Here is a 26,253-nt window from a genome sequence, read left to right as displayed (position 1 = left end):
ACCCATGCTAAAATATTCGCTGCGCCGCACCCTGGCGGTCGTGCCGACGATCCTTTTGTTGATTGTCGCGTGTTTCTTTTTGATGCGCCTGGCGCCGGGTGGCCCGTTCACATCCGAACGCCCTCTGCCGCCGGCGATCATGGCCAATGTGCTGGAACGATACGGGCTGGATCAGCCGTTGTACGTGCAGCTTTGGACCTATCTGAAAAACATCGTTTTGCATTTCGATTTCGGCCCCAGTTTCGCGCAGCGCGATCGTGACGTGAACGATCTGATCGCCTCGGGTTTTCCTGTCACGCTGACCTATGGTTTCTGGTCTGCGGTGTTCGTGCTGGTGATGGGCATTCCGCTGGGTCTGATTGCGGCGCTGCGCCACAACAGCACCTGGGATTACGTCATGACCGGGCTGGCGATTTTCAGCCAGATTTTCCCGAATTTCGTCCTTGCCCCGATCATGGTGCTGACTTTCACGCTTGCGCTGGGGTGGCTGCCGGGGGGCGGTTGGAACGGCGGTCATTGGTCGTATGTCATCATGCCGGCGGTGGCGCTGGGCACGTCCTATCTGGCCAATGTCGCCCGGATCACCCGGTCATCGCTGCTCGAAGTCATGAGCGCACCCTATATCCGCACCGCCCGCGCCAAGGGGTTGCCGGAGCGGACAATCCTGATCCGCCACGCATTGAAACCGACGCTTTTGCCGGTCATTGCCTATATGTCGCCGGTGTTCGTCTACATGATCACCGGATCGGTCTTTATCGACGTGTTCTTTTCGACCGGTGGCATCGGACAGAAGTTTATTGATGCCGCCTATACCCGCGATTATTCCGTGATCCTTGGGTTAGCTATCCTTTATAGCGTGCTGACTTTCATACTGAATTTATGTGTTGATCTGGCCTATGCGGTCATTGATCCCAAAGTGCGGAGTGGCATGAAATGATCGCGCCAAAGGCCATGAAAAGCGCAGGCTACCAGACCGCCGCTGCCGAAGAGATGATCAACAATCGCTCTTTCTGGTCCGATGCGCGCCGGCGTTTTTTCCGCAACCGCATGGCGGTGGTCGCGGTGGGGTTTCTGTGCTGCATTGCCCTGTTTGCCATCTTTGGCGGGTTATTCGCGCGCTATAGTATCGAGGAAATTGATTGGTCGTTGCTTGGCAAAGTCAACGAAGAAGGCGGGCCGAGCCTGTCCAATGGCCATTGGTTTGGGGTCGATGAGCTGGGTCGTGATCTTTATGCGCGGGTGGTTCAGGGCACGCGGGTGTCGTTGATGGTCGGCTTTATCGCCGGGGTTGTCGCGGTGATGATCGGCTCTTTCTTTGGCGCGCTTGCCGGGTATTACGGCGGGCGAACAGATCAGATCATCATGGGCGCCTATAACATCACCCTGTCGATCCCCTACATCATCTTTTTCGTGGTCTGGCAGGCGTTCTTTGGCCGGTCGGTGTCGCAGATGATCATTGTCATGGTGATCATCAACTGGCCTGCGGGGCTGTTGATCACGCGCGGTCAGGTGATGACCTTGAAAAACCGTGAATTTGTGGATGCGGCCCGCATGTTGGGCCTGTCGGATGCCAAGATCATCCTGCGCCACATCATGCCGAACATGCTGTGGGTGATCGTGATTTATACCTCCATCACCATTCCCGACGCCATCATGATGGAAAGCCTTGTGTCCTTTCTGGGCGTTGGCATTCAGGAACCATCGACCAGCTGGGGCGCGTTGATTTCCGAAGGCGCCCGCACCATGACCTATGGCGCGTTATGGCAATTGCTGTTCCCGGCGGCCTTTTTCGCGGTCAATCAGATTTCACTCTATTATATCGGCGATGGCTTGCGGGATGCGCTGGATCCGAAGGAACGCTCATGACGCTATTATCCGTAGAAAACCTGTCGATCGGGTTCCACACGCCGGATGGATTTGTGCGCGCGGTGAATGATGTGTCGTTCGACATCGCGGCGGGTGAAACCGTGGCGCTTGTCGGGGAATCCGGGTCGGGCAAATCCCAGATCGCCCTGTCGATCCTTGGGCTCCTGGCCTCAAACGCCAAAGCAACCGGCAAGGTCGCTTATGGCGGTCAGGATCTTCTGGCGCTGTCACAGCCGCAATTGAACAAGATCCGCGCCAAGGAAATCGCGATGATCTTTCAGGATCCGATGTCGTCGCTGAACCCCTACATGACGGTTGAACGTCAGTTGAATGAGAGTTTGGAACTGCATGAGGGCCTGAAGGGCGATGCCGCGCGCAAGCGTGTGCTGGCGGCGATGGATGCGGTGCAAATCCCGGATGCCAAAAACCGTCTGCGCGCCTATCCGCATGAATTTTCCGGCGGGATGCGCCAGCGGATCGTGATTGCCATGGCGCTGTTGTGCAATCCGAAACTGATCCTTGCGGATGAGCCGACAACCGCGCTGGACGTGACCGTTCAGGCGCAGATCATGCGGCTTCTGGATGACATCCGCCGTGACATGGGAACCGCAATCCTTCTGATTACCCATGATCTGGGGGTTGTCGCCGGGACCTGCGAAAACACGCTGGTGCTCTATTCGGGCCGTGTGATGGAACGCGCCGACACCCGTGGGCTGTTTGCGGCGCCGGGCCATCCCTATACCCGCGGGCTGTTGCGGGCGGTGCCGAATGTGCATGACGAAGACGCCGACCTTGTGGCCATCCCCGGCCAGCCGCCCAACCAGATGCTGGCGCTGTCGGGCTGTCCGTTTGCCCCGCGCTGTGTGGATGTGTTGGAGGCCTGTCACAATGGCGTGCCGGAACTGACCGGGGGCGCACGCCAACGCGCCTGTATCCGCCCGGTGGAGGATCTGACATGAGCCAGCCCCCCCTTTTGTCGGTCCGTGATCTGGCGGTGGAATTCACCATGACCAATTCCGCCACCTGGCCGTGGCAAACCCCGGACAAGGTGCATGCGGTCAATGGTGTGTCCTTTGATCTAATGCCGGGCAAGACGCTGGGCATTGTCGGCGAATCCGGCTGCGGCAAATCCACCCTGATCCGGGCGATTGCCGGCTTGTCGCCACCGGTGCGCGGCACGGTCACGCTTGCTGGCAAAGCTGTCGATTACACCTCGCGGCAGGATGTGCTGGATTTGCGGCGCTCGGTTCAGATGATCTTTCAGGATCCGGTTGCCTCGCTCAACCCGCGCATGACGATCCACCAAACCGTAGAAGAGCCGATCCGCACCTTCTTTCCCGACCGGTCGGCCAAGGAACGCCGCCAGAACGTGCGCGAGCTTCTGGACCGGGTCGGGATCGCCGAACGCAGCGCCAACCGCTATCCGCATGAGTTTTCCGGCGGCCAATGCCAGCGGATCGGGATTGCCCGCGCGCTGGCGGCGGAACCGTCGTTGATCCTATGTGATGAACCGGTGTCGGCGCTGGATGTGTCAATTCAGGCCCAGGTGATCAATCTGCTGCGCGATCTGCAACGCGAGATGGGTCTGACGCTGATTTTTGTGGCGCATGACATCGGGATCGTGCGCCATATTTCGAATGATGTTCTTGTGATGTATCTGGGCGGGATGATGGAACATGGTCCCGCGCGCGATGTCGTTGGCGCACCGCACCATCCCTATACCAAGGCGCTGTTGTCGGCGGTGCCGGTGCCCGACCCGGATGTGCGCGTCATTCCGCAGATCCTGGAAGGCGATTTGCCCAGTCCGCTCAAACTTCCGTCGGGCTGTTTCTTTCAAAGCCGCTGCGTCATGGCCTCGTCCCAATGTGGCGCGGCCCGCCCGGAGATGCGCCGCATTGGTCCGTCTGATGTCGCCTGCATCAAGGTCGAGGCGGAATAGAAACGCCGGCTGCGACTTGCCATTGTGAGGCAAGTCGCAAGGGGGGCAATCGCCCTTCCCCTTTAATGTGGCTCTATCGCCCCTGCTCGGCGCGCCATTTTGCAAATGCCTCCAGCGTGGCATCCTGGGTGGCGGGATAGAGCCCGATGATCCCGGCGCCGCCCTTGACCTGGCTCAGCACGAAATCCTCGAACACCGTCATTTCAACCGCCTCCAGCGCAACCTCCTCGGCCAGATGCGCCGGGATCACAATGACGCTGTCATCATCGCCCACCACAATATCACCGGGAAACACCGGCGCGTCGCCACAGCCGATCGGCACATTGATATCAATCGCCTCGTTTGTGGTCAGATTGGTCGGGCTGGAGGGCCGGTTGTGATAGGTCGGCATGTCCAATTCGGCGATATTCATCGCATCACGAAATCCGCCATCGGTGACCACCCCCGCCACGCCGCGCATCATCAGCCGGGTGACCAGAATGTCGCCTGCCGATGCCGCCGTGGCGCTTTTGCGGCTGTCCATCACCATCACATGACCCGGCGGGCAGGTTTCGACCGCATGCCGCTGCGGATGTTCCGGATTGCGGAATTCCACCAGTTGGTTGCGATCTTCGCGGGCGGGCATGTAGCGAAGGGTAAAGGCCTGGCCCGACCATATTGAACCCTTTGCGTCCCACGGGGCGCACATCCTGGATCACCTGATTGCGCAATCCGCGCTTGTACAGGGCTGTGGCCAATGTGGCAACGGACACCGTTTCAAGGCGCTCTCGCGTTTCGGTTGAAAACTCATACTCGGACATCGGCGTTCCTTTTTTATTGTCTGTTGTGGGTGTCAGCGACCCGTGTGGTCAGGCCGAAAGATTTGCTTTGTTGTGGCGGATCGAAGAATACAGGGACAGGCCAATCAAGCTGGCGCCAATCAACCCGGTGAAAAGCTCTGGCACATGCCAAAGCGATTGTGCGTACATGATCATCGACAATGCCAGCACCGAATAAAATGCGCCATGCTCCAGATAACGGAATTCCGAAAGGGTTTCGCGTTCGACCAGCATGATGGTCATGGAGCGGACATAAAACGCCCCGATTCCCAGCCCGATAGCAATCAGAAACAGATTCTGGGTCAGGGCAAACGCGCCAATCACGCCGTCGAAAGAGAAGCTGGCATCCAGGATTTCCAGATACAGAAACGCGCCAAATCCCCCTTTGGCGGCCATGGTTTGCGCCTCTTTCTGCGAGTTGAGAATATGCGCCACCAGCTCCACCGCCAGAAAAGTCACCATGCCAAAGACGGCCGCGAAAAGAAATGTGGCGCTGTCTTCGTCGGGCAATGCGGCTGACAACAACAGCGCGGCGGTCAGAACAAAGGCGATTTCCAAGCCACGAATAGAGGCCCAGCTGCGCAGCCGGCATTCGATCAGCCGAATCCAATCCACCTCTTTCGATTGGTCAAAGAAAAAGGTCAGCGCCACCATCATCAGAAAGGTGCCGCCAAAGGCGGAAATCCCGATATGGGCCTCTTCCATGATATGGGCGTATTGCAATGGATCGGTGGCGGCCAGGATCATCGCGGACACCGGGCCGATCTTGGCCGCGATGGCCACAACCGCCAGCGGGAACACGATGCGCATGCCAAAGACGGCAATCACAATCCCCCAGGTCAGGAACCGGTGTTGCCATTTTTCATCCATTGTTTTCAGGATGTTGGCATTGACGATGGCGTTATCGAAACTGAGCGAGATTTCCAGCACCGCCAGGATCGACCCCAGAAAGAAGAACGACAGCCCGCCGGCAAAGGTGCCGGTGGTGTGATAGCCCAGCCAGAAGGCCAGGGCCAAACCTATTGCGGTGAACAGAAATGGCCAGCGAAAGTAGGCGAGCGTTTTGGTCATTTGGCGGTCCTTGGTATCCGGTCAGTCTCGGGTGATGGGGGCCAGCTGGCAACAGTGGCTATGTTGGATGTCATGCGTCGACCCCGTGCAGTTGTCTTGCCGCCGCGCGTCTTTCGGCCTGAATATCCGGGTTCGGCGACAGGCTGGCGGCAATCAGATTGCGGGTGTATTCCTGTTGCGGGGCGTCAAATATCTGGGCAACCGGGCCTTGTTCGACAATCTTGCCCGCCTGCATGACAATCACGCGATGGGCAAAATCCCGCACCAAAGGCAGATCATGGGCGATAAAGAGGTAACTTAACCCCAGTTCGTCCTGCAATCCGGTCAACAGCGACAGGACCTGTGCCTGGATCGAGACATCCAATGCGGAAACCGCTTCGTCACAGACAATCAGCTTTGGCTCCAACGCCAAGGCACGGGCAATCGCAATCCGTTGACGCTGGCCGCCGGAAAACTGATGCGGGTAGCGATACATATGATCCGCTTTCAGCCCGACCTGTTCCAACAACGCACAGACCCGCGTTTTCCACTGAGCCTTGTCGAGGATCTCGGGGTGGATCACAAAAGCCTCGGTAATGATGTCAAAGATCGACATGCGCGGGTTCAGGGATTGGGTCGGATCCTGAAACACCATCTGAATGTCGCGCCGCAGGTTGAACAGCTCTTTGTCATTCATGCTGACCAGATCACGCCCTTCGAACAGGGCGCTGCCGCTTGTGGCCTCTTCCAGACGCAAAACGGTTTTTGCCAGCGTGGATTTCCCCGAACCGGATTCGCCGACAATGGCCACGGATTCCCCCGGCAACACCGTCAGGTTGGCAGCATCCAGCGCCACAAAAGACCCATAGTGTTTGGTCAGCCCCGTGATATCCAGGATCGGTTTGGTGGCGCTGTCCAACGGCTCTGCCATTGCGCCATCGCCGGGGATCGCGGCAATCAGCTTTTTGGTATAGGGATGGGTCGGCCTGTGATAGACCTCGGCCGCGGTGCCGGTTTCCACGATCTGGCCCGCGTTCATCACCACAACCCGGTCCGCCACTTCGGCCACCACACCCAGATCATGGGTGATCAACAACAGCCCCATGCCGGTTTCCTGCTGCAACTCCTTGAGCAGCGCCAGGATCTGGGCCTGAACCGTGACGTCCAATGCGGTGGTCGGCTCATCCGCGATCAGGATGTCGGGTTTCAATGCCAGGGCCATGGCAATCATGATCCGCTGGCGCTGCCCGCCAGAGAATTGGTGCGGATAGGCATCCACCTTGGTGTCCGGCTCTGGAATGCCCACCCGCTGCATCAGGGAAATGGTGCGGCTGCGGGCCTCGGCCTTGTCGACGCCATGGGCGGTCATGGTCTCGGCAATTTGAAATCCCACGGTGTAGACCGGGTTCAAATGGCTGAGCGGATCCTGAAAGATCATCGCAATCCGATGGCCGTTCAGATTGCGGCGATCCTCGGATGACATTGTCAGCACGTCCCTGCCCTCGAACAGGATCTCGCCTTGGGTAATCTCCCCCGGTGGCATGTCGATCAAGTTCAGGATCGCCGAAGCCGACACAGATTTCCCCGACCCGGATTCCCCCAGAATGGCCAGCGTTTCCCCCCGGTCCAGATGCCAGCTGACATCGCGGACCGCATGCACCGTGCCATGCGAGGTGTGGAAATCCACCGACAGGTTTTTGACCGAAAGAAGACGATTATCCATTTTTCTTCCTCACATTTTCCAACCGCCAGCGTTGTGCCGGATCAAGCGCGGTGCGCATCCAATGCGACACAAGATTGAGCGACAGCGTGGTCAGGATGATCACCAGCCCCGGCCAGAACGACAGCCACCAGGCCGTGGTCAGATAGGGCCGCCCCTGCGCCACCATCAGCCCCCAAGTGATTTCAGGCGGCTGGATGCCGATGCCAAGAAACGAAAGCGAAGATTCCGCCAGCATGACAAAGGCAAAATCCAGCGTCGCAATGGTGATCAGCGTCGGAAACACCACCGGCAGGATGTGGCGGAAAATGATCCGCTTGGTCGACGCGCCCATGACGCGGGCGGCCTGAACAAACATGCGTTCGCGCACCTCAAGCGTTTCGGCGCGGGCGGTCCGCAGATAGACCGGAATGCGGGTGATCGCCAGAACCACCACCAGATTGAACACCGAACTTTCCAGCATGAACAACACGATCACGGCCAACAGAAGCGATGGAAACGACATGATGATATCGGCCAGCCGCATGATCACCTGGCTCCAGGTTCTGGTGGTGTACCCCGCGATCAGGCCCAGCGCGGTGCCAATCGCCAGCGAAAAGAAAACAGCGCCCGCCGCGACAAAAATCGTGTTCTGCGACGCCACGACGATCCGCGCCAGCAAGGGCCGGCCCAGCGCATCACCGCCAAGCCAATAGACCCAGTTTTTCGAGAAATCGAACGGCGGCGCATTGCGGCCACGCAGGTTTTGTTTGGTTGCGACATCTTCCAGCAGCATCGGGCCGAAAACGGCGCAGAACAGGATCAGAAGCAGAAAAATCACCGAGACAAAGGCGAATTTATCGGCCCAGAGCATCCGCAGGGTCTGAACCAGGGGATTGGGTGCGGCGGGAATGTCGGAAGACGAAAGGTCAGTCTGTGCCATGGGTCAATACCTGATTCGGGATCGAGGATCGAATAAAGAATGTCGATCACAAGGTTCATGAGGAAGATCGCCAGTGCCGTGACCATGATCGCGGCCATGACAACGGTGAAGTCACGTTGCAGGATAGAGTTGATCATAAGCTTGCCAATTCCGGGGAACCCGAAGATCGATTCAATCACAACCGCCCCGTTCAACAGCGCCGCCGCCTGATCGCCAATCACCGTAATCACCGGCAAAAGCGCGTTGCGCAGCGCATGCACAAAGATGATCGGCCGGTTGCCAACCCCCTTGGCGCGGGCGGTTTTGACATAGGCCGACCCCAGCGCCGTGATCATCGAGCCGCGAACAATCTGCAGGATAAGACCAAAGGGCCGGATGAACAGAACCGAAATCGGCATCACCCAATGCCAGACCGTGCCGGTGCCAGAGGTGGGAAACCACCCCAGATTGACCGAAAAGATCACGATGGCAACAATGGCAATCCAGAAATCCGGCGCGCTTGATCCGATCAATGAAAAGAACGTGGCAAGCCGGTCAAACACGCCGCCCACATGAAACGCCGCCAGCGACCCAAGGATGATGGCAAAAACCACCACCAACGACATGGTGATCACCGCCAGTTGCAGGGTCCAGGCAAATCCACGCAAGACCACATCAATCGCCGGTTCAGAGCGGCGAATTGAATCTCCGAAATCAAGCCGGACCAGATCCGCCATATAGCTGAGGAACTGAACGAACAGCGGGTCGTTCAAACCGTGAATCTCGCGGAACTGATTGCGGCTTTCCTCTGACGCATCCAACGGCAGGTAAAGCCCGGTGGGATCGCCCGTCAGCCGCGAGGAAAAACACCAGCAACATCAAACCAACAAGAGAAATGGCACTCGCAACTGCGCGCCGTCCCAGGAACTTCATCATAGTGGCAGACCTTTGAGTTTTGTTGGCGGCAGGCCATTGGACCGGCCCGCCGCCAGGGTCACGTTACTTGAACTTGATCTGCGACAGTTGCAGTTCGCTGTTGGTGCGAATGCTGGGCGCAAAATCCAAACGCGGGTTCACCCGGCTGAACCCGACCATGTGGAACAACATGACATCGGCAATGATCTCTTCATGCAGATAGCTGAACAGTGCTTTCCACTTGGCTGCACGTTCGTCGCCGGTCGCCGCCGTGGCATCGGCAATCATTGCATCAACCTTGGGGTCGGTAATGCCGGATTGTTGGCCGTCCGAGTGATATTTGAAGTACATCGAAAACACCGGATCGCCATTGGCATTGTCGTGTTGCGCTTCGATCAATTCAGGCCCGCGATTTTCCGGGAAGGGTTTGGCATAGCGTTCCAGCCATTCCGCAACTTCGACCATTTCCAGCTTCATGTTGAAACCGACGTCCTGGTACATCGCCAGCATCGCCTCCATGGTTTCCAGAACATTGGCAAAGTTGTTGAGCCGCCCGATCAGCGTGATCTCGGCATCAACCGGAACGCCGTCTGCCTTGGCCTCTGCCAGCAACGCGCGCGCCCGTTCCGGGTCATAGGCATAAGGCGCAAGATCATGGTCATAGCCGATGGTCGACGGCGGCGTGATGCCGGTTGCCAGCAAGGTGCCATTGGCCAGGATCGTGCCGACAAAGGCCTCGCGGTCAATCGCCAGGTTCAGCGCCTCGCGCACCCGAAGGTCATTCAGCGGTGCCTGCGCGTGTTCAATCCGCAGGAAAACCGTTTCCGAATTCGGATAAGAGAAATCCATGCCCGGATCGCTGGCATCCTGCAGGGCGATATTGGGGGCAATGTCCGCCTCGCCTGCGGCAACCATGGCAGACCGCACCGCGCTGTCGCCGCGGAACACATAGGTGGCCGATTGCACAGCGGGCTGATCGCCCCAGTAATTTGGATTGGCGCCAAGTTTGATGTGCTGCCCGCGGGCATATTCATCAAATGTATACGGCCCGGTGCCAATGGGGTGATCCACGAAACTGTCCAGCGGTGTTTCCGCCGGGGTGACCGTGACCGTCGACATCAACATCGGCAAAATCGGTTGGGCCGGATCGGCCGTGACATCCAGCGTATGGGCGTCCACGATGTTTGATGTGATGTCGATGCCACCAAAGAATTTGGCGCCGATTTCACAGGCAATATCCGGGGACTTCATCCGTACCAGCGAATGCGCCACGTCGTCGGCCTCCATCGCGGTGCCATCGCTGAAGGTCACGCCATCGCGCAGATGAAAACGCCAGGTGCCGTTGCCCATGTCCTCCCAGCTTTTGGCGAGACGCGGCTGAAGCCCGGTGGCGGGGTTCATTTCGGTTACGGTTTCGGAAATATTCTGAAACAGAACCCGGCCCACATTGGATTTGGTGGACGAACAGGGTTCGACGATTTCCAGCTCTTCTGACAATACGATGGTCACCGAATTGTCCTGAGCGTGGCTTGCGAACGCGATGGTCGATGCCATTGCCGTCGCCGCGATCAAATGCGTTTTCCTAGTCATTTTATCCTCCCGGTTTGACGTGATCCCGCTGCAACCCGCGTTTTTGACGCGCTTGTGTTCCATCGGTGCCACGCCTTCAAAATGGGAATGTTCGTCGTTTTGTAAATTCCAAATTTGGATTGCTGTGATACACTATTTGTATCGACCGCAAAAACCACGTCACGATTCAAGGGGAGCGTTATGGCGCAGGGACCGTTCGAATATTTCCAGATAAGGTGCTTTGTGGCGGTGGCAGAAGAGCTGAGTTTTCGCCGCGCCGCCGACCGTTTGAACATGACGCAGCCCCCCCTGTCGCGCCAGATCAAGATTCTGGAGGACCGGGTGAACCTGACGCTGTTGGAACGCAGCAACCGACATGTCAGGCTGACCTCGGCCGGGGAAAGCTTCTATCAAAGTGCGATTGATATTATCCAACGTTCTGAACAGGCTGTGCTGAACGCACGTCAGGCCGAACGTGGCGAAACCGGCAGCGTGGCTTTGGGATTTGTGCCCTCTGCGGCGTTTCGGTTTGTACCGATGATCGCCCAGAAAATGGCGGAAACCATGCCCAATGTCACCCTGACGCCGATCGAAATGATGGGCTATGAGGTGATCGAAGCGCAACGCTCTGGGCGTATAGATCTGGGCCTGACCCGGATGGAGACCCCGCGCGGTGAAATCGAGCGTACCCGTGTCGTCAACGAACCCTTTGTGCTGGCGATCCCGGGCAGCAATCCACTGGCAAAAAAAGTGGATCTGTCGATTTCCGACTTCGACAATGCGCCCTATATCTCTTTTGCCAAGGATCGCGGCGGGTTCTTGAAGGAAACTTTGGACGCGTTGTTTTATGCCAGCGGCATCATGCCGGACACGCAATTGAGCGTCAGCCAAACCCATGCGGTGATCAGTTTGGTGAATCAGGGCTTGGGATTCGCGATTGTGCCGCGCTCGGCCCAGATCATCCAAATGGCCAACACGGTTTACCGCGAATTGGAACTGCCGACGCAGTTCAGGTCGGACATGTATCTGGTCTCTCGGCCCGGTCGAAATACGATGGTGCGCGATCGGGTCAAGGCATTGATCATCGACTTGCTGCACCCATTTCGCGAAACCGCTGGCGGGTCATGACACCTGTGCCGCCATCACATCAGTCGCAGAGGTGAGGCCGCGTTGCGATGCCCCACCTCTTTGTCTTCACATCGCCACGGGGCGCGGTGCCCGTCTCTGCCGCCGCAACCCGAACAGGCATAGCGCGCCAAACCCCAGCTCGATCATCAGGGCGGTCAGGATGCTTTCACTCGGCCAGCCGTCCAGCGCGATGCTGACCAAGCGACCAAAAGCAAACGCGAAAAAGACCAGGGTGCCAAGCATCGCTGACAGATATGTCAGAGCGGGACGTAGGGCGCCGGTCAGGATCACCGCGCCAAGGGCCGCAAGGTTGGCGCCGGGGGCGCGCAATTCGCTCAACCGTGTTGGATCGGCCCCAAGGGCGATGCCGTAACCGGCATAAAACCCATGCGGCACAAAGGTGATGGCGAGACCGATGCCAAGCGCGGTCAAACCGGCGGCACCAAGGGTAAGTTTGTGATAAAGAGACATTGAAATTTCCTTTTTGTAGCGTGGGACAGGGTTCAGGCCGCGTCGGCCCAGGCCCCGGACCGGGCGGCATCTTTGGCAAATGTGGCAAAGTCTCGCGGCGCACGGCCAAGGGCGCGTTGAACACCATCGCCAAGATGGGCGTTGCGACCGTCCAGCGTTTCGCGGGCGATCTCGGTCAAAACGTCGGCAATCATTTCGCCCTGCGATGCAAGCAACGCGGCGTGAAAGTCCTCGAATGAGATGGGCATATGGGCGATCAGGCGACCAGATGCCGCCGAAAGCACCCCGGCCATCTCGGCAAATGTCATCAAACGCGGGCCTGTGACCTCGTATGTGTCGCCGTCATGGCCCGCTTCACTCAGGGCGGCCACCGCGACATCGGCGATGTCGTCCACATCCGCAATCGGTTCCTGCACTTCGCCGCCGGGCATCGGCAGAACGCCGGCCATCACCGGCGCATGTAGCGCCCCTTCAGAGAAGTTCTGGGCAAACCACGCCGCGCGAACGATGGTGAAGGGCACGCCAGAGGTGCGAACCACCTCTTCTGCGCGCTGGGCGTGATATTCGCCACGCCCCGTCAACAGCACGATCTTGGCAACACCTGAGGCGCGGGCCTGTTCGGTGAAGGCCGCGACGGTGTCCACCGCGCCCGGCACCGCGATATCGGGGTAATAGGAAATATAAACCGCCGACACGCCGTTCAGAACAGGCCCCCAGGTGTCGGGCGCGTTCCAGTCAAAGGGGATCGTCGCTGCCCGAGAGCCACGGCGCACCGGCAGGCCCTTTGCTTCGAGCCGCTGAGCGATCCGCGCGCCGGTCTTGCCAGTGGCGCCGAGGACGAGAATGGGTTGGTTGGTCATTGGGACCTCCTTGGGTTTTGATGAAGCCTTCGTTCGGTGACCTGTTCTCACCCAAGGTTTCTGGACGCACCATTCCCATGCGTCCGACATTTTTGCCTGATCGTCCAAACGATCTGGACGACCCGCATTCCCCGGGCCACAATCCCCCCATGACAGAACCACATGTTCCCAACCCCGCGCGTCTGGCGCAGCCCATCGGTGATCCGCTGGGCGAGATCCTGCATCTGCTCAAACTGACCGGCACCTTCTATTGCCAGTCGCGGCTGACCGCCCCCTGGGGCATCACCATCCCCGGCTTTCCCGAGGTCATGAGCTTTGCTGTGGTGATTGACGGGCGGGCCTGGCTGAAGGTCGGTGATGATGCGCCGTTCGAAATCCAGAAAGGCGACCTTGTTCTGATGACCAAGGGCGCGCCGATCAACCTTTACAGCGACCCGGAGGCCCGGTTGTTGACGCTCGAAGAGCTGCCGATCCGCAAGGTGACAGAGCTTTATGAAACCGTGGAGTTCGGCGGCGGCGGCGCGGCGTGCAGCATCATGTACGGGCTTGCCCGGCTTGATCATGCGTCCAGCCCGATGTTGATGGCGCTGCTGCCCGATGTGCTGAAAATCGACCCATGGGAAGAAGACGCCGGAAGTTGGCTGCAAGGCACATTGCGATTCATTGCGCGTGAAGCCCGCGAGCTGCGCCCCGGCGGGGAAACCGTGATCACGCGGCTGGCCGATGTCGTGGTGATCGAAGCCATCCGCCGCTGGCTGACCCGATCGCCGGATGCACACCGGGGCTGGCTAAAGGCCGCGCGCGACCCACAGATCGGGCGGGCCATTGTCGCCATTCACCGCGATCCGGCGGCCGTCTGGTCGGTCGAGACGCTGGCTCAGGTGGCGGGCATGTCCCGCTCTGCCTTTGCGGCGCGGTTCACCACCCTCGTTGGCACGCCCGCGATGCAATACCTTGCGGAATGGCGCATGAACCTCGCGCGGCGGAGTTTGCGCGAAACCGCGCAACCGATTGCCAATATCGCCGCCGACCTCGGCTATCAATCCGAGCCCGCCTTCAACCGCGCCTTCAAGCGGGTGTTCGGCACCACACCGGGACAGGCGCGGCGGGCTTTACAGGACATCACGACATAGAAGGACGGGAACAATGGCTTCAACGCTTCATATGCTTTGCGGCAAAATCGCATCCGGCAAATCAACGCTGGCACATCAGTTGGTCCGCGACGGTGGCGTTCTGGTGGCGGAGGATGAATGGCTTGGCGCGCTGTTTGGCGAGCAAATGAAAACGGGGGCCGATTACATGCGCTGCGCGGGCAAGCTGCGCAGCATCATGGCGCCGCATCTGGTGTCACTGCTGAATGCTGGAACAAGCATCGTTCTGGATTTTCCCGCCAACACGGTCGGGCAACGGGGCTGGATGCGTGAAATCCTGGCCGGGACGACGGCGGACCATCAGATGCATGTGTTGGATACGCCGGACGAAGACTGTCTTGCGCGGCTGGCAAAACGCAATGCCGCCGGCGATCACCCCTTTGCCGTGACCGAAGACCAGTTCTGGCAATTTTCCAAACATTTCTCTCCGCCCACCGCGGATGAGGGTTTTAACCTGATCCTGCATCACCCGCGCCGTGCATGACGCGGGATTGTCCGCTGTTACGGGCGTCACTGTCTGATCTGCGACGCTTTCCCGGTGGTCCTGCATAAGCGGATATTCACCGCCACGACCAACCGATCCAAGACCCGGGGGCCGCCCTGCCCGCCCGTCCGATTACTTGGTCGATCCCGGCATCCAAATTGCAATCCAAAGGTTGCTCTTTGCAACCGTGTGTCGAATAAACGCGCCATTCAATTGACCCATTTCAGCACCGGCCTCCTTTTGGCCAGCCGGAGTAGCCCATTCATGATGTTGATTTACACGAACCTCTACTGGGAACATTTGGGCGTTGCGGCGTCATTGGCAATTTCGATATTTGTGATCCTTGGCCTGTTGCTCCGCCTGCGGGAAACCCCCGGGTCCAAAATGCACATCTGGGCAATGATCGGGTTTTTCACCGCCAACACGTCGGACATGGTCAATTCTTTTGCCTATTCAAATGTCTTTTCCGCCCCGCCGATGTTTTTTCGCTGGAACGATGTCCTGATCCCTGGATTTCTGGTGTCGCTCTACTTTTTTGTCCGGGCATTGACCAGTTCCGACCCAAAGCTGGATCGGCGGGATTGGGTTCATCTGCTGCCGTTCCTCGCCGGGGTGCTCTTTCTTGCGCCCAGTCTGGCGTTGCCGGGTGATGTGCGCATTGGGCGCGCCGTTGCCAACCTTTCGACGTGGCATCAGGAATTGATTCAGATCGGGAACACTGCGTTCTGGGGGCTTTGGGTTGTTCTTTTGGCGACATATGGCGGGATTTGTGTCCGCCTTCTGATCGCGCATCAACGCAATATTCGCGCGGTGTTTTCGGATCTGGAGGGCAAGAACCTGCATTGGTTGAACGGGCTGATTGCGACCATTCTTATCCTTGCGCTGACCGTCATTGCCGATGAAATCGGAATGCTGTTGGGGCGGAATTCGGTCCGCGATGGCATTGCGTCGCTGATTTATGATGTGGTGCTTAGCGGTGCATTTGGTCTCTTTGCGTTGCGCGCTGTGCCGCCATTGCCGCAATGGTCGCAAGAGATCATCACACAAGACCCACCGGACAACGAAGATCCGACGCCCGAAAAAGACACCATCAAATCATACGCTCGATCCGGCCTACGGCCCGAGGATGCCGCCCGCTTTGCCGCACGGCTTGAAAAACGAATGACAGAGGGACAGCTGTGGCGCAATCATTCATTGAACCTGCAAAGTCTGGCGTCCGAAGTTGCGGTATCGCCGATACATTTGTCCGAGGTGTTGAATACTAAGATCGGCATGTCGTTTTATGATTATGTCAATCAGGGCCGGATTCGCGATGCCTGTGATCTGTTGATCCGCACCGACAAATCCGTGATCGAAATCAGCGAGATCGTCGGTTTCAACGCCAAATCAACCTTCAACGCCAGCTTCAAGAAGATCACCGATCAAACCCCAAGCCAATGGCGCCGGACCCACAAGCCGTAAAGAACCGCCGGACAGGTCCGGATCGGCTGGCGGCGTGAATTTCACCGACGCAATCAACACATTGATATAAATGACAAAATCTCACGACATGTGCGATCCAGCTTGTTCGGACGTTCTATCCGGTCGGTCCGGTCGCGGCATCCGCATGGGTTTTGTACCTGTTCGACACACCGCCGGACCACAGCCCGTGAACACCACGGGCTGGCCCGGCCTGACTGTTGAATAGGACGAAAGATATGAAATACCTGACGATACTTCCTCTGATACTGGTTGCCGCGGGCTGTGCGAATAGTGGCGCGAAATACCGGCCCATTCTGGACGGTGGCGAAACACCTGCCTATCGGGCGGATTTGGTCGAATGCCAGACCCTGGCCCGCAACCAAAAGCAGCTGGACCGAGAGACCCTTGGCGCCGCCGCCTTGGGCGCGGGTGCCGGTGCTCTGTTGGGCGAGGTCGACGAAGACGGCACCGCATGGGGCGGCGCGATTGTTGGCGCATTGGCCGGTGGGGCCGCCAGGCGCCAGGCGACGCCAGCGAACGCCGGGAAGAAATAGTTGTGCAATGCATGCGTGGTCGCGGCCACCGTGTTGTCGGATAGAAAGGCATCGCAATGGCCCATATGCTTCTGCGCCGACCGCCCCGGCTATGGGCGATCTACGAACTCTTCAAAGGGGCAGCTCGTTCAGAGCTGCCCGCAAATTCGGACAAGCCGCGCAACACCAATCCCCCCCGACCAGAGCCCGGCAATCGCAACGGGATGCGCGGCACCGCTTCTGAGCACAGCCAGCAAATTTCGATGGCCAAGGAGGACCGTAGATGAAACGCGTTTTGATCGCCGGTGCGACCGGTTATCTTGGCAGGCATCTTTGTGCCGAATATTTGCAACGGGGCTGGCATGTGACCGCATTGGTGCGCAAACAAAGTGCCGCAACCAACCTTCAGGCGGACGCCATAGTCGAGGCACAAGCGACCTGGCCAGAAACCCTTGACGGGATCATGACCGACATTGATTTGGTTGTCTCCGCGCTTGGCATCACCCGACAGGCCGATGGGGTCGGATATTGGGACGTTGATTATCAGGCCAATGTGAACCTGTTGGAAGAAGCGGTGCGCAGCAAGGTGCCGCATTTTGCCTTTGTCCATGTTCTGAATGCCGACCGCATGGAACATGTGCCGCTGGTGGCCGCCAAAAGCGCCTTTGTCCGAAAGTTGCAGCAAGCGCCGCTGCAATCGACGGTCATTGCGCCCACCGGGTATTTTTCCGACATGGCTGATTTTCTGGCCATGGCCAGATCGGGGCGCGTCTGGCTGTTTGGCGCCGGCACGCAACGGATCAACCCCATTCACGGCGCCGACCTCGCGGCGGCAAGTTTCGACGCCATTGCCGAAGGTGCGGCATGGTGTGACGTCGGCGGCCCGGACACATTCACCCACAACGAGATTGCAGAGCTGTGCTTTGAGGTCCTGGGCACCCCGGCGCGGATCACCCATCTGCCCGACGTTTTGCGCCGCCTGACCCTGACCATCCTGCCCCGTATTGCGCCGCGCAAATCGCCGGACCGGCGCAGTTCTTTCTGACCGCGATGGCGATGAACATGACCGCCGCATCAACCGGAACCCACCGTCTGGCCGCGCATTTTCGGGCCGAGGCATCCAAAAGCTGAACCAAAAAGGAGATCCCGAATGACCCTTCAAAGAGTTGCCGGCTGTGCCGCCCTGATCTGTGCCGCCAGCTATCTGTTTGGCATTGCTGTTCTTGTCCTGATCCTGGCGCCTTTGGGGTTTGGATCAATTGATGTCGATCCACACGCCGTTGTGGCCTTTATTGACACGCGACCGACGCTTTTGATCACATGGAACACGGTGATCTATGTTGTGAACGCCATTGCCCTGACCGTCCTTGTCGAGGCGATGCACCGGCGTCAAAGCCAGGATGCACCAGAGTGGGCCGCCGTCAGCCGCGCGTTTGGCTTGATCTGGGCGGCACTGGTGCTTGGGGCCGGTATGATCGCAAATGTTGCGATCGAACGCGCTGCTCATATCTTTCCGGTTGATCCTGTCCGTGCGGCGGAGCTTTGGCAAATTCTGCACACGGTGGAGCTGGGCCTTGGCGGCGGCAATGAAATCGCGGGGGCCGTTTGGGTGGGCCTTGTCAGCATGACAGGTCTGATTGGCAAAAATCTGGGCCGGGTCACAATTGGTCTTGGATTGATCACCGGAATAAGCGGCCTTGCAACGGTGATCCCCGCCCTCGGCGACAGCGCCGGAGCCATGTTCGGAATCGGCGCAATTGCTTGGTTCGTTGCCGTTGGTTGGTCCTGTTTCCGTCGAACAGAATGATGATGCATAAAACGGCGATGGCCCGCATACCGGAACCCAAAAGCGATAAAATGGATTACATTCAGAAACGACAAAGGCCGCTCTATCGAGCGGCCTTTTTGCCAATTATCTCGTTAAGAGATTTTGGCTCCGGCGGTAGGGATCGAACCTACGACCAATTGATTAACAGTCAACTGCTCTACCGCTGAGCTACGCCGGAACATGTGGGCGATATAACAACAGCGGATTCCGGCGTCCAGAGCCTTTTGTCACAAAACCGCAGAAAAATTTGCTGTCGGGTCAAATCAGGCGAAAAGACTGGTCAAATGCGAGGGCTTTCACCGGCGCAACTGTGTTTTTTCCATAGAGATCAATGAGGTGAGCAAAGACATTGCGGGCCGCCGCCGGCAAGAGCGCCGCTGGCACGTCGGTATAGAGGCGCGCGGCGAGTTCGGATGCACCGGCCGGGCCATCGGTCAGCGCCTGCAGGATTGCGGCTTCGCGGGATTTTCGGTGGTTGATCAGCCAGTTCAGGCGCGCCATCGGATCGTGAATCGCTGCGCCATGGCCCGGATAAAACACCTGCCATTCGCGGGCCTGCAATGCCACGCAGGACGCCATGAAATCGCTCAGATCACCGTCCGGGGGCGACACAAGCGAGGATGCCCAACCCATCACATGATCCCCGGAAAACAGCGCATCCCCCCAGCCCAGACAGATGTGATTGCCCATATGACCGGGCGTATGATGCACCCGCAGATCCCAGCCATCGCCAGCGATGACCTGACCGTCGACGACACTCTTATCCGGGCGGAAATCATGGTCCAGCCCCTCGCCGCCGCCGGCAAAACCACTGGCCGCAAGCCTTTGCATGACGGCACTGCGCCCGGCGTCCGCTTTGCCAAAGGCCAGCACCGGCGCGCCGCAGGCATTTGCCAGCGGTCGGGCCAGCGGCGAATGGTCAAGATGGGCGTGGGTGACAATGATATGGCTGATCCGCGCCCCGTCCGGCACAGCAGCCAGAATCGCCTGCAGGTGATCCGGGTCATTCGGACCGGGATCAATCACCGCAAGATCACCCTGCCCCAACAGATAGGTATTCGTGCCCCAATAGGTCATCGGCGACGCGTTTGGCGCCAGAATGCGCACAAGCCCCGGTGCCAGCGTAATCGGCGCGCCCGGCAATGGGGCGGCGGCATCCGACGGAACGCCACCGGATGCCGGAACGGGTGTCAGGGTCGATGTCTGGGCAGATGTCCCTGCGGCAACGGCGGCTTTTTCGCGGCTGTCCATACCGGTTTTCCTTCTATGATGCGGGCAGACCCGCTAAGCCTTGGCCATGTCGTTTCATTGGCTCAAACGTTATATGCCCCGCAGCCTGTATGGCCGTGCCGCGCTTATCCTGGTTCTGCCGGTTGTCACCCTGCAACTTGTGGTTACGGTGATCTTTGTTCAGCGGCATTTTCAGGGCGTGACCGAACAGCTGACCCGATCGGTGCGAGACGAGATTCGCCTGATTGTGTCACAGCCCGCTGCGGATGACACCCCGCGCGCGGCGCTTGCGGCGATGATGCCTCTGGCCTTGCCGCTCGACTTTTCTCTGGCGTGGCGAAAGCCGCCACCGGCGGCGATTTGCGGCGCTGGTTTGATTTATCCGGACGGGTGGTGATCCGTGAATTGCGCAACGATCTGGACGGGGTCGTTGCCATTTCCCTGCCCAATGACCGCGATACCTTGATCTATATGGATCTGCCGCAGGGGGTGCTGGAACTGCGCCTGGATCGAAAAGGCGTTTCGGCCAGCAATCCGCACCAGTTGATTGTCAATATGGTGATTTTTTCGCTGTTGATGACGCCAATCGCCTTTATCTATATGCGCAACCAATTGCGCCCGATCACCCGGCTGGCCAGCGCGGCCGAGGCGTTTGGCCGAGGGCGCGTTGTGCCATATTCCCCCGGCGGCGCGGTCGAGGTGCGGGCGGCGGGACATGCCTTTTTGGATATGCGGGCCCGGATTGAACGCCAGATCGAACAGCGCACATTGATGTTGTCCGGGGTCAGCCACGATCTGCGCACGCCCTTGACCCGGCTCAAGCTGGGCCTTGCGATGCTGGACGAAGACGAGGTTGCCGACCTCAACCGCGATATTCGCGATATGGAACGTATGCTTGACGAATTCCTTGATTTCGTGCGCGGCAATGCCGAGGCCGGTGAAGCCACGCCCACCGATCCGATGGCCCTGGTGCAGCAGGCGGTCGAGGATGCACAGCGGGCCGAGAAACCGGTCACGCTGATCACCTGCGAGGGCGATGGACATATTGCGTTGCGCCCGGTGGCGATCCGCCGGGCCATCGACAATTTGATCGAAAACGCAACACGATATGGCACCAATTGCGCGGTCAGCGCCCGGTTGACCGACAAATCGCTGCGCATTCGGGTCGAAGATGACGGCCCCGGAATACCAGAGGATATGCGGGCCGCCGCGGTGCGGGCCTTCGTGCGCTTGGACAAATCCCGCAATCAGTCGCGCGCGCCGGGTGTGGGGCTGGGGCTGGCGATTGCCACCGATATTGCCCGCGCGCATGGCGGGGTTTTGCGATTGGGAAAATCTGACCGGCTGGGCGGTCTCTGCGCTGACATCGTGATTGCCCGCTGACGGGCAGCGGCCTCTTTGTCTGTGTCACCTATGCCAGCGTATGTGGCGACCCCGCACCATAGAGAATTCTGTTGATGGTCTGTGGCAGATCGTTATGCCGGATCGGTCGGGTGATTTGCGTGACATTGGTCGTCTTTGCCAAAATGGCCCCAACGGTGCGCGGCGCGCCTTGGGTCATGAGAAGTATTTTCAAATCAGGAAATTCGCGATTGATCTGATCAACCAGATCATCGCCATCCTGGGCATCGGTGACATGAATGTCGCTGACGACCAGATCAATGTCACGGTCGGACTGGCGCAGGATCTGCAGCGCCTCCTGTGCATCCCGGGCCAGCGCGATGTTCATCCCAAGCCCCGACATCTTGCGCGCCAGCGCGCTTTGCATATTTGGCGGATCTTCGACCAGAAGCACAGTGCGCTGATCGCTGTTGGCGGGCCGTGGCAAAATGGGGGGCGATACGCGAATTTCTCTGGCCGCCGACGCGGTCAACGGAAAATAAAGATGTACAATGGCGCCCTGCCCGACTTCGCTGACAATCCGGGTCTGGCCGCCGGATTGCGCCATGAACCCATGGACCATCGACAACCCAAGGCCCGTGCCTTTGTCGGTTGGCTTGGTGGTGTAGAATGGTTCCCAGATCTTATCCAGCATATCCGCCGCGATCCCGGTGCCGCTGTCGTGGACGGACACCACGACATATTCGCCCGGCGCCAGTGTCGCACTGCCCTTGAGCGCGAAGTTCGGCCCAACCTGACGGACGTCGGTTTCCAAGGTAATCGTACCCCCATCGGGCATCGCATCGCGCGCATTGATCGCCAAATTCAAAATCGCGCTTTCCAATTGCGTGCGATCGGTTTCAATTTTTGGCAGGTCTGCCTCAAGCCGGGTTTCGATCTGGATATTGGTAGGCATGGTGCGGCGCAAAAGATCGTCCATCCGGTCGATCACGTTGTTCACATTCAACAACTCCGGGCTGGGCGCGGCGTTCCGTCCGAAGGCCAGCAGATGTTTCGACAGCTTCGCCCCGCGATCTGACGCCTCAAAAGCGGCGGTCAGCAATTCCCGTTGCCCCAGATCTTCGGCCGCCAGCAGGGCGATTTCGAGGTTTCCGGACACCACCGTCAGGATATTGTTGAAATCATGCGCGATGCCCGCAGTCAGCCGCCCACCGCATCCAGACGTTGCGATTCAGAGAACACCCGCTCGGCGATCTTTTGCTCGGTCACATCCAGCGACGCGGTTATCGTGCGGGTCAGATTGCCGTCGTCATCCAAAATGGGTTGCGCAACCGCACGCACCCATTTCATCGTCTCGCCGACGGGCACCCGATATTCCGTGGTCACCAGATTTCCGTCCTGCAAATCCAATGTCCAATTGCGGACTTTATTCCGATCATCGGGATGGATGTCTTGGAATTTCACACCCTTATCAGATACATCACCCTTGAAATCGGCAATCGTCGCCCCGTGGTTGCGGGCGTGCTGTTCGGATACGACCAAGGGTCTGTTTTTTTCTTCATCCCAGATACAATAGCCCATTTTCGCAATCATACTGGCCAGGATCAGCGGCTGTTCCTGATCATTGCGCTGCGTCTCCAGACGGCGCGCGATATGAAAATCACGCTGATCGGTTGTGCGCCCGACAACGTAACCAGTCCCGATAAAGACTGTCATCGCCGCAAATGTATGCAGGAGGGACGGCATCATCGGAGCCGGTCCTTGACCGATGAAAAAGGCATGCAGCAACAGGATTGCCCCAAGGCCGCCCGCGCAAAGCCCGGCCAGACGTCCACCCAGGTTTCCAGCATAAACCACACTGACGATCAGCAATAAATAAGGTATCGGCAAGTGGAATTCGATTTGATGCCCGAACTCGATCAAAGATGCGACCCCGATACAGGGCAGCACTGCAAAGAGCAGTTTTGAATTGAATTGAGACCCTGGCATAACTGACGAACCGAACTGCAAACATTACCAATGGTATAGTTTACGAATATTCACTCTGAATTTACAGAAATTAATAGCGTGCGTTCGCAAGCGGTTGCAAAATGCGGCGGTGCGCGCTGGCGACGCAATGTCGACACGCCCGGCGTACCATAGGCAAAAAATGGGCGCGACGGGTTGCGGATTCGCAATCAAATACGACCCAAAGCAATCTTTGCCATCGGTGATGGGTCAGATCCCGGTTGGTTGGTTTCCCGCCCCAGAGCACGCTTTGACCCAAGGTAGAATTCGAACACAGGTGCAAAGAATTTCTTCACAACACGTCTGCGGAACGCGGTTTATCGGCCTGGCGGCAATGGCTAAGGTGCCAAAAAACAGAACACACGGGCCATGGACCCGGCTGGTTCGACTGGAGGAGGTCACATGGAACTTGGATTGGGCAGCTATGCCTTTCGGTGGGCAATTGGCATCAAGGATCAACATCCCGACAGCCCGTTTACCGCCTTTGATGTATTGAACGCCGCGGCGGACTATGGGCTGAAGGTTGTGCAATATGCCGACAACATGCCTTTGGATCAATTGACCGAGGCGGATCATCATCGCCTGTTCGACCAGGCGCAATCAAAAGGCATCGCTCTTGAATTGGGCACCCAGTGTTTCAATGCCGAAGAAGTCGAGCGTTACCTGACCATTGGTCAGCGTTTGCATGCGAAAATCATGCGGGTCGCGCTGGACGAGGCTGACAGCCATATGCCGGTGCCCGAACTTGCCGATCAACTGCGCCCGCTTTTGGACAATGCGGCGGCAGCGGGGATGAAGATCGCAATTGAAAACCATTTCAACTATCCCTCACCCCGCATGGTCGAGCTGATTGATACGGTCGACCATCCGGCGCTGGGTGTATGTCTGGATGTAGCCAATTCGATCTGTGCCGGTGAATGGCCGGAAGACACGATAAAGCTGCTCGCGCCATATACGATCAACCTGCACCTCAAGGATTATGTGATCACCCCCGACACCTATGGCGTCGGGTTCTATATTCACGGTGTGCCGCTTGGTCAGGGACGCGCGCCAATCCCGTGGATTCTGGATCAGCTGGCGCAGTGCCCGGCTGACATGAGCGTTATTCTGGAACATTGGCTGCCACAGGATCGTCGGGACGAGGAAACACTCTGGCTTGACCAGACCGTCGTGGCCGCCCGCGAATTCATAAAGGGAAGATGACATGACCGAGATGCGCACCAAAAAGCTGATCAACGATCCCGAAGACATCATCCCACAGGCCATTGCCGGCATGGTTGCCGCCCATCCCGACCTGTTGAAGGTCGAAGGCGCAACTGGCCGTGCCGTGGTGGCGGTGAACGGTCCGCGCGATGGCAAGGTCGGGTTGATCACCGGCGGCGGATCGGGGCATGAACCGCTGTTTTCCGGCTATGTCGGGCGCGGATTGCTGGATGCGGCGGCGGTGGGCAATGTCTTTGCCTCGCCCAGCCCGGAACATATCATGGATGCGGTGCGTGCGGTGGATGGCGGGGCCGGCGTGATGTTCCTTTATGGCAATTACACCGGCGACGTGATGAATTTCGACATGGCCGCCGAACAATGCGAGGCCGCCGGCACCCCGGCCCGGTCGATTGCAGTGAATGATGATGTCGCCAGCGCGCCAAAGGATCGGGCCGCCGAACGGCGCGGTGTGGCCGGCAATTTCTTTGTGTTCAAAGTGGCCGGGGCCGCCGCCGAAGAGGGTCGCGATCTGGCTGGATGCGAGGCCGCAGCGCGCCATGCGCTGGCCAATACCCGGACCATAGGCGTGGCGCTGACCGCTTGCTCCCTGCCCCAGACCGGCAAGTTGAATTTCGACATTGGCGCGGATGAGATGGAGATCGGCATGGGCATCCATGGCGAGCCGGGCATGCGGCGCGAAAAGCTGGGACAGGCGGATGACGTGACCGATGCGCTGCTGGATCCGATCCTTGTGGATCTGGGGCTGGCGCGGGGGGACCGGGTGGCGGTGCTGGTGAACGGCCTTGGCGCGACCGGACAGCTGGAGCTGTTTATCGTCAATAACCGGGTCGCGGACCGGCTGGCCGATCTGGGGATCGAGGTGCACAAGACCTGGGTCGGGGAATATGCCACCTCGCTGGAAATGGCCGGGGCGTCGGTCTCGCTGATGAAACTGGATGATGAGTTGCAGGCGTTGATGGATGCGCCCTGCCATACGCTGGCGCTGACCCTTGGGGGCGAGATGGCCCCAAGGGGCGGGTTGACCCGCAGGTCCGCCCAGGCGGCGACGCAAACCGTGCACATCAACCGCGCGGATCTGAACCCCGATGGACCGGTGACCCCGGCGGTCTTTGTTCAGGCCATGTTGGCGATGGCGGATGCGATTTCTGCCAACCGCGACTGGCTTTCGGAATTGGATGGCGTGATTGGCGATGGCGATCATGGCGTAACGATGGACATCGGCTGGACCGCCGTGCGCCGCACGCTGGCAGACAGTGGTGATACCACGATCACAGAACTGTCGAACGCCATGGCCAAGACCTTTCTGGATGCGGTCGGGGCCTCGACCGGGCCGCTTTATGCCAGCGCATTTCAACAGGCCGGTGCCAATGTCACCGACCGACTGAACCTTGACGCGGCGGCGATGGTCGCCTGGATCGAGGGGCTGTTGCAGGGCATTCTGGCACGTGGCGGTGCGGCACGCGGCGACAAGACAATGATCGACGCCTGGGGCCCGGCGGTTGACGACGCCAAGGCGGCACTGGCGGCGGGTGCGGATCTTTGCGCCTGTCTGGATGCGGCGGTTGACGGCGCCAAGACCGGTCGCGACCATACCAAAACATTAGAGAGCCGCAGAGGCCGGTCCAAGAAACTCGGGGACAGGTCGGTCGGACATCTCGATCCCGGCGCGGCATCGGCACATGTCATGTTGGTGGCACTGCGCGATACAATCCGCGACGCGATCCAGGCGGACAAAGCGAATAATCAGGGAGAATGAC

Annotated in this window: 25 protein-coding genes, 1 tRNA gene and 1 pseudogene; 15 read left to right on the top strand and 12 right to left on the bottom strand. The window is 58.9% G+C overall.

The features are described from left to right. The first annotated feature begins 4 nt into the window (after window positions 1-4). From AC0L4F_RS06505 to AC0L4F_RS06490, 4 genes are read left to right on the top strand one after another with little or no spacing between them, the layout of a single operon-like run. Window positions 5-937, top strand: coding sequence for an ABC transporter permease subunit (locus AC0L4F_RS06505; protein ID WP_244686623.1), 933 nt, complete (start codon window positions 5-7; stop codon window positions 935-937). Next, the gene (locus AC0L4F_RS06500; RefSeq protein ID WP_244686616.1) at window positions 934-1,866 is read left to right on the top strand and encodes an ABC transporter permease; all 933 of its coding nucleotides are present in this window, start codon (window positions 934-936) and stop codon (window positions 1,864-1,866) included. Before AC0L4F_RS06505 ends, AC0L4F_RS06500 begins: the two co-directional genes overlap by 4 nt. Next, on the top strand, window positions 1,863-2,825 hold the full coding sequence (locus AC0L4F_RS06495) for an ABC transporter ATP-binding protein (RefSeq protein ID WP_244686614.1): 963 nt from the start codon (window positions 1,863-1,865) through the stop codon (window positions 2,823-2,825). The genes AC0L4F_RS06500 and AC0L4F_RS06495 overlap by 4 nt, the downstream gene beginning before the upstream one ends. Further along, window positions 2,822-3,805 (top strand): ABC transporter ATP-binding protein, encoded by a 984-nt coding sequence (locus AC0L4F_RS06490; protein ID WP_244686612.1) that lies wholly within the window; start codon window positions 2,822-2,824, stop codon window positions 3,803-3,805. The genes AC0L4F_RS06495 and AC0L4F_RS06490 overlap by 4 nt, the downstream gene beginning before the upstream one ends. 73 nt (window positions 3,806-3,878) lie before the next feature. Here the strand turns inward: AC0L4F_RS06490 and AC0L4F_RS06485 are convergent. The 6 genes and pseudogenes from AC0L4F_RS06485 to AC0L4F_RS06460 all read right to left on the bottom strand — a co-directional run bounded on the left by AC0L4F_RS06485 (window position 3,879) and on the right by AC0L4F_RS06460 (window position 10,799). Continuing rightward, window positions 3,879-4,605 (bottom strand): annotated as a pseudogene (locus AC0L4F_RS06485) (ribonuclease activity regulator RraA). A gap of 48 nt (window positions 4,606-4,653) precedes the next feature. Then, window positions 4,654-5,694 (bottom strand): DUF475 domain-containing protein, encoded by a 1,041-nt coding sequence (locus AC0L4F_RS06480; protein WP_244686610.1) that lies wholly within the window; start codon window positions 5,692-5,694, stop codon window positions 4,654-4,656. 70 nt (window positions 5,695-5,764) lie between these two features. Beyond that, window positions 5,765-7,396, bottom strand: coding sequence for an ABC transporter ATP-binding protein (locus AC0L4F_RS06475; protein ID WP_244686608.1), 1,632 nt, complete (start codon window positions 7,394-7,396; stop codon window positions 5,765-5,767). Beyond that, window positions 7,389-8,315 (bottom strand): ABC transporter permease, encoded by a 927-nt coding sequence (locus tag AC0L4F_RS06470; protein ID WP_244686605.1) that lies wholly within the window; start codon window positions 8,313-8,315, stop codon window positions 7,389-7,391. Before AC0L4F_RS06470 ends, AC0L4F_RS06475 begins: the two co-directional genes overlap by 8 nt. Then, window positions 8,210-9,115, bottom strand: coding sequence for an ABC transporter permease (locus AC0L4F_RS06465; RefSeq protein ID WP_244686603.1), 906 nt, complete (start codon window positions 9,113-9,115; stop codon window positions 8,210-8,212). The genes AC0L4F_RS06470 and AC0L4F_RS06465 overlap by 106 nt, the downstream gene beginning before the upstream one ends. 178 nt (window positions 9,116-9,293) lie before the next feature. Next, window positions 9,294-10,799 carry an ABC transporter substrate-binding protein gene (locus tag AC0L4F_RS06460; RefSeq protein WP_244686601.1) on the bottom strand — a complete coding sequence of 502 codons (1,506 nt, stop codon included), beginning with the start codon at window positions 10,797-10,799 and terminating at the stop codon, window positions 9,294-9,296. Window positions 10,800-10,979: 180 nt separating this feature from the next. On the opposite strand from AC0L4F_RS06460, the gene AC0L4F_RS06455 reads away from it, so the two are divergent. Continuing rightward, the gene (locus AC0L4F_RS06455; protein WP_244686598.1) at window positions 10,980-11,906 is read left to right on the top strand and encodes a LysR family transcriptional regulator; all 927 of its coding nucleotides are present in this window, start codon (window positions 10,980-10,982) and stop codon (window positions 11,904-11,906) included. A gap of 66 nt (window positions 11,907-11,972) precedes the next feature. Here AC0L4F_RS06455 and AC0L4F_RS06450 read toward each other — a convergent pair whose 3' ends face one another. Together AC0L4F_RS06450 and AC0L4F_RS06445 are read right to left on the bottom strand one after the other, a co-directional pair. Then, complete coding sequence (locus AC0L4F_RS06450; RefSeq protein WP_244686596.1) at window positions 11,973-12,377, bottom strand: DUF4345 domain-containing protein; 405 nt, start codon at window positions 12,375-12,377, stop codon at window positions 11,973-11,975. Between the two features lie 32 nt (window positions 12,378-12,409). Further along, window positions 12,410-13,237, bottom strand: a complete 828-nt coding sequence (locus AC0L4F_RS06445; RefSeq protein ID WP_244686594.1) for an NAD(P)H-binding protein — start codon at window positions 13,235-13,237, stop codon at window positions 12,410-12,412. A gap of 149 nt (window positions 13,238-13,386) precedes the next feature. On the opposite strand from AC0L4F_RS06445, the gene AC0L4F_RS06440 reads away from it, so the two are divergent. The 6 genes from AC0L4F_RS06440 (at window position 13,387) to AC0L4F_RS06415 (ending at window position 18,673) form a co-directional block, all read left to right on the top strand. Continuing rightward, a complete protein-coding gene (locus AC0L4F_RS06440) occupies window positions 13,387-14,370 on the top strand; it encodes an AraC family transcriptional regulator (RefSeq protein ID WP_244686591.1) in 984 nt (327 codons plus the stop codon). 13 nt (window positions 14,371-14,383) lie between these two features. Beyond that, window positions 14,384-14,872 carry a P-loop nucleotide/nucleoside kinase family protein gene (locus AC0L4F_RS06435; protein ID WP_244686589.1) on the top strand — a complete coding sequence of 163 codons (489 nt, stop codon included), beginning with the start codon at window positions 14,384-14,386 and terminating at the stop codon, window positions 14,870-14,872. Window positions 14,873-15,136: 264 nt separating this feature from the next. Beyond that, the gene (locus AC0L4F_RS06430) at window positions 15,137-16,333 is read left to right on the top strand and encodes a helix-turn-helix domain-containing protein (protein ID WP_244686587.1); all 1,197 of its coding nucleotides are present in this window, start codon (window positions 15,137-15,139) and stop codon (window positions 16,331-16,333) included. Window positions 16,334-16,569: 236 nt separating this feature from the next. Then, complete coding sequence (locus tag AC0L4F_RS06425) at window positions 16,570-16,887, top strand: glycine zipper family protein (protein WP_244686585.1); 318 nt, start codon at window positions 16,570-16,572, stop codon at window positions 16,885-16,887. Between the two features lie 262 nt (window positions 16,888-17,149). After that, window positions 17,150-17,911 carry an SDR family oxidoreductase gene (locus tag AC0L4F_RS06420; RefSeq protein WP_244686583.1) on the top strand — a complete coding sequence of 254 codons (762 nt, stop codon included), beginning with the start codon at window positions 17,150-17,152 and terminating at the stop codon, window positions 17,909-17,911. A gap of 105 nt (window positions 17,912-18,016) precedes the next feature. Further along, window positions 18,017-18,673 (top strand): hypothetical protein, encoded by a 657-nt coding sequence (locus tag AC0L4F_RS06415; RefSeq protein ID WP_244686581.1) that lies wholly within the window; start codon window positions 18,017-18,019, stop codon window positions 18,671-18,673. 124 nt (window positions 18,674-18,797) lie between these two features. On the opposite strand, the gene AC0L4F_RS06410 is transcribed toward AC0L4F_RS06415, so the two are convergent. Continuing rightward, window positions 18,798-18,872, bottom strand: a tRNA-Asn gene (locus AC0L4F_RS06410). Window positions 18,873-18,952: 80 nt separating this feature from the next. Further along, the gene (locus AC0L4F_RS06405; RefSeq protein WP_244686579.1) at window positions 18,953-19,945 is read right to left on the bottom strand and encodes an MBL fold metallo-hydrolase; all 993 of its coding nucleotides are present in this window, start codon (window positions 19,943-19,945) and stop codon (window positions 18,953-18,955) included. Between the two features lie 46 nt (window positions 19,946-19,991). Between AC0L4F_RS06405 and AC0L4F_RS06400 the strand changes: the two genes are divergently transcribed. Both AC0L4F_RS06400 and AC0L4F_RS06395 read left to right on the top strand, forming a co-directional pair. Then, window positions 19,992-20,321 (top strand): hypothetical protein, encoded by a 330-nt coding sequence (locus AC0L4F_RS06400; protein WP_348524068.1) that lies wholly within the window; start codon window positions 19,992-19,994, stop codon window positions 20,319-20,321. Then, window positions 20,318-21,307 carry an ATP-binding protein gene (locus tag AC0L4F_RS06395; RefSeq protein ID WP_348524067.1) on the top strand — a complete coding sequence of 330 codons (990 nt, stop codon included), beginning with the start codon at window positions 20,318-20,320 and terminating at the stop codon, window positions 21,305-21,307. Before AC0L4F_RS06400 ends, AC0L4F_RS06395 begins: the two co-directional genes overlap by 4 nt. 28 nt (window positions 21,308-21,335) lie before the next feature. On the opposite strand, the gene AC0L4F_RS06390 is transcribed toward AC0L4F_RS06395, so the two are convergent. Both AC0L4F_RS06390 and AC0L4F_RS06385 read right to left on the bottom strand, forming a co-directional pair. After that, window positions 21,336-22,424, bottom strand: a complete 1,089-nt coding sequence (locus AC0L4F_RS06390; RefSeq protein ID WP_244686577.1) for an ATP-binding protein — start codon at window positions 22,422-22,424, stop codon at window positions 21,336-21,338. 41 nt (window positions 22,425-22,465) lie between these two features. After that, the gene (locus tag AC0L4F_RS06385; protein WP_244686574.1) at window positions 22,466-23,275 is read right to left on the bottom strand and encodes a PAS domain-containing protein; all 810 of its coding nucleotides are present in this window, start codon (window positions 23,273-23,275) and stop codon (window positions 22,466-22,468) included. A 399-nt stretch (window positions 23,276-23,674) separates the two neighbouring features. On the opposite strand from AC0L4F_RS06385, the gene AC0L4F_RS06380 reads away from it, so the two are divergent. Together AC0L4F_RS06380 and dhaL are read left to right on the top strand one after the other, a co-directional pair. After that, entirely contained in the window at window positions 23,675-24,475 is an 801-nt protein-coding gene (locus AC0L4F_RS06380) for a sugar phosphate isomerase/epimerase family protein (RefSeq protein ID WP_244686572.1), read from the top strand. Between the two features lies 1 nt (window position 24,476). Then, window positions 24,477-26,252, top strand: coding sequence for a dihydroxyacetone kinase subunit DhaL (gene dhaL / locus AC0L4F_RS06375; RefSeq protein ID WP_244686570.1), 1,776 nt, complete (start codon window positions 24,477-24,479; stop codon window positions 26,250-26,252). Window position 26,253 lies beyond the last annotated feature (1 nt).

This window comes from Marinovum sp. J2-8 (assembly GCF_055808435.1).
This window is presented reverse-complemented; position numbering and strand designations above follow the sequence as displayed.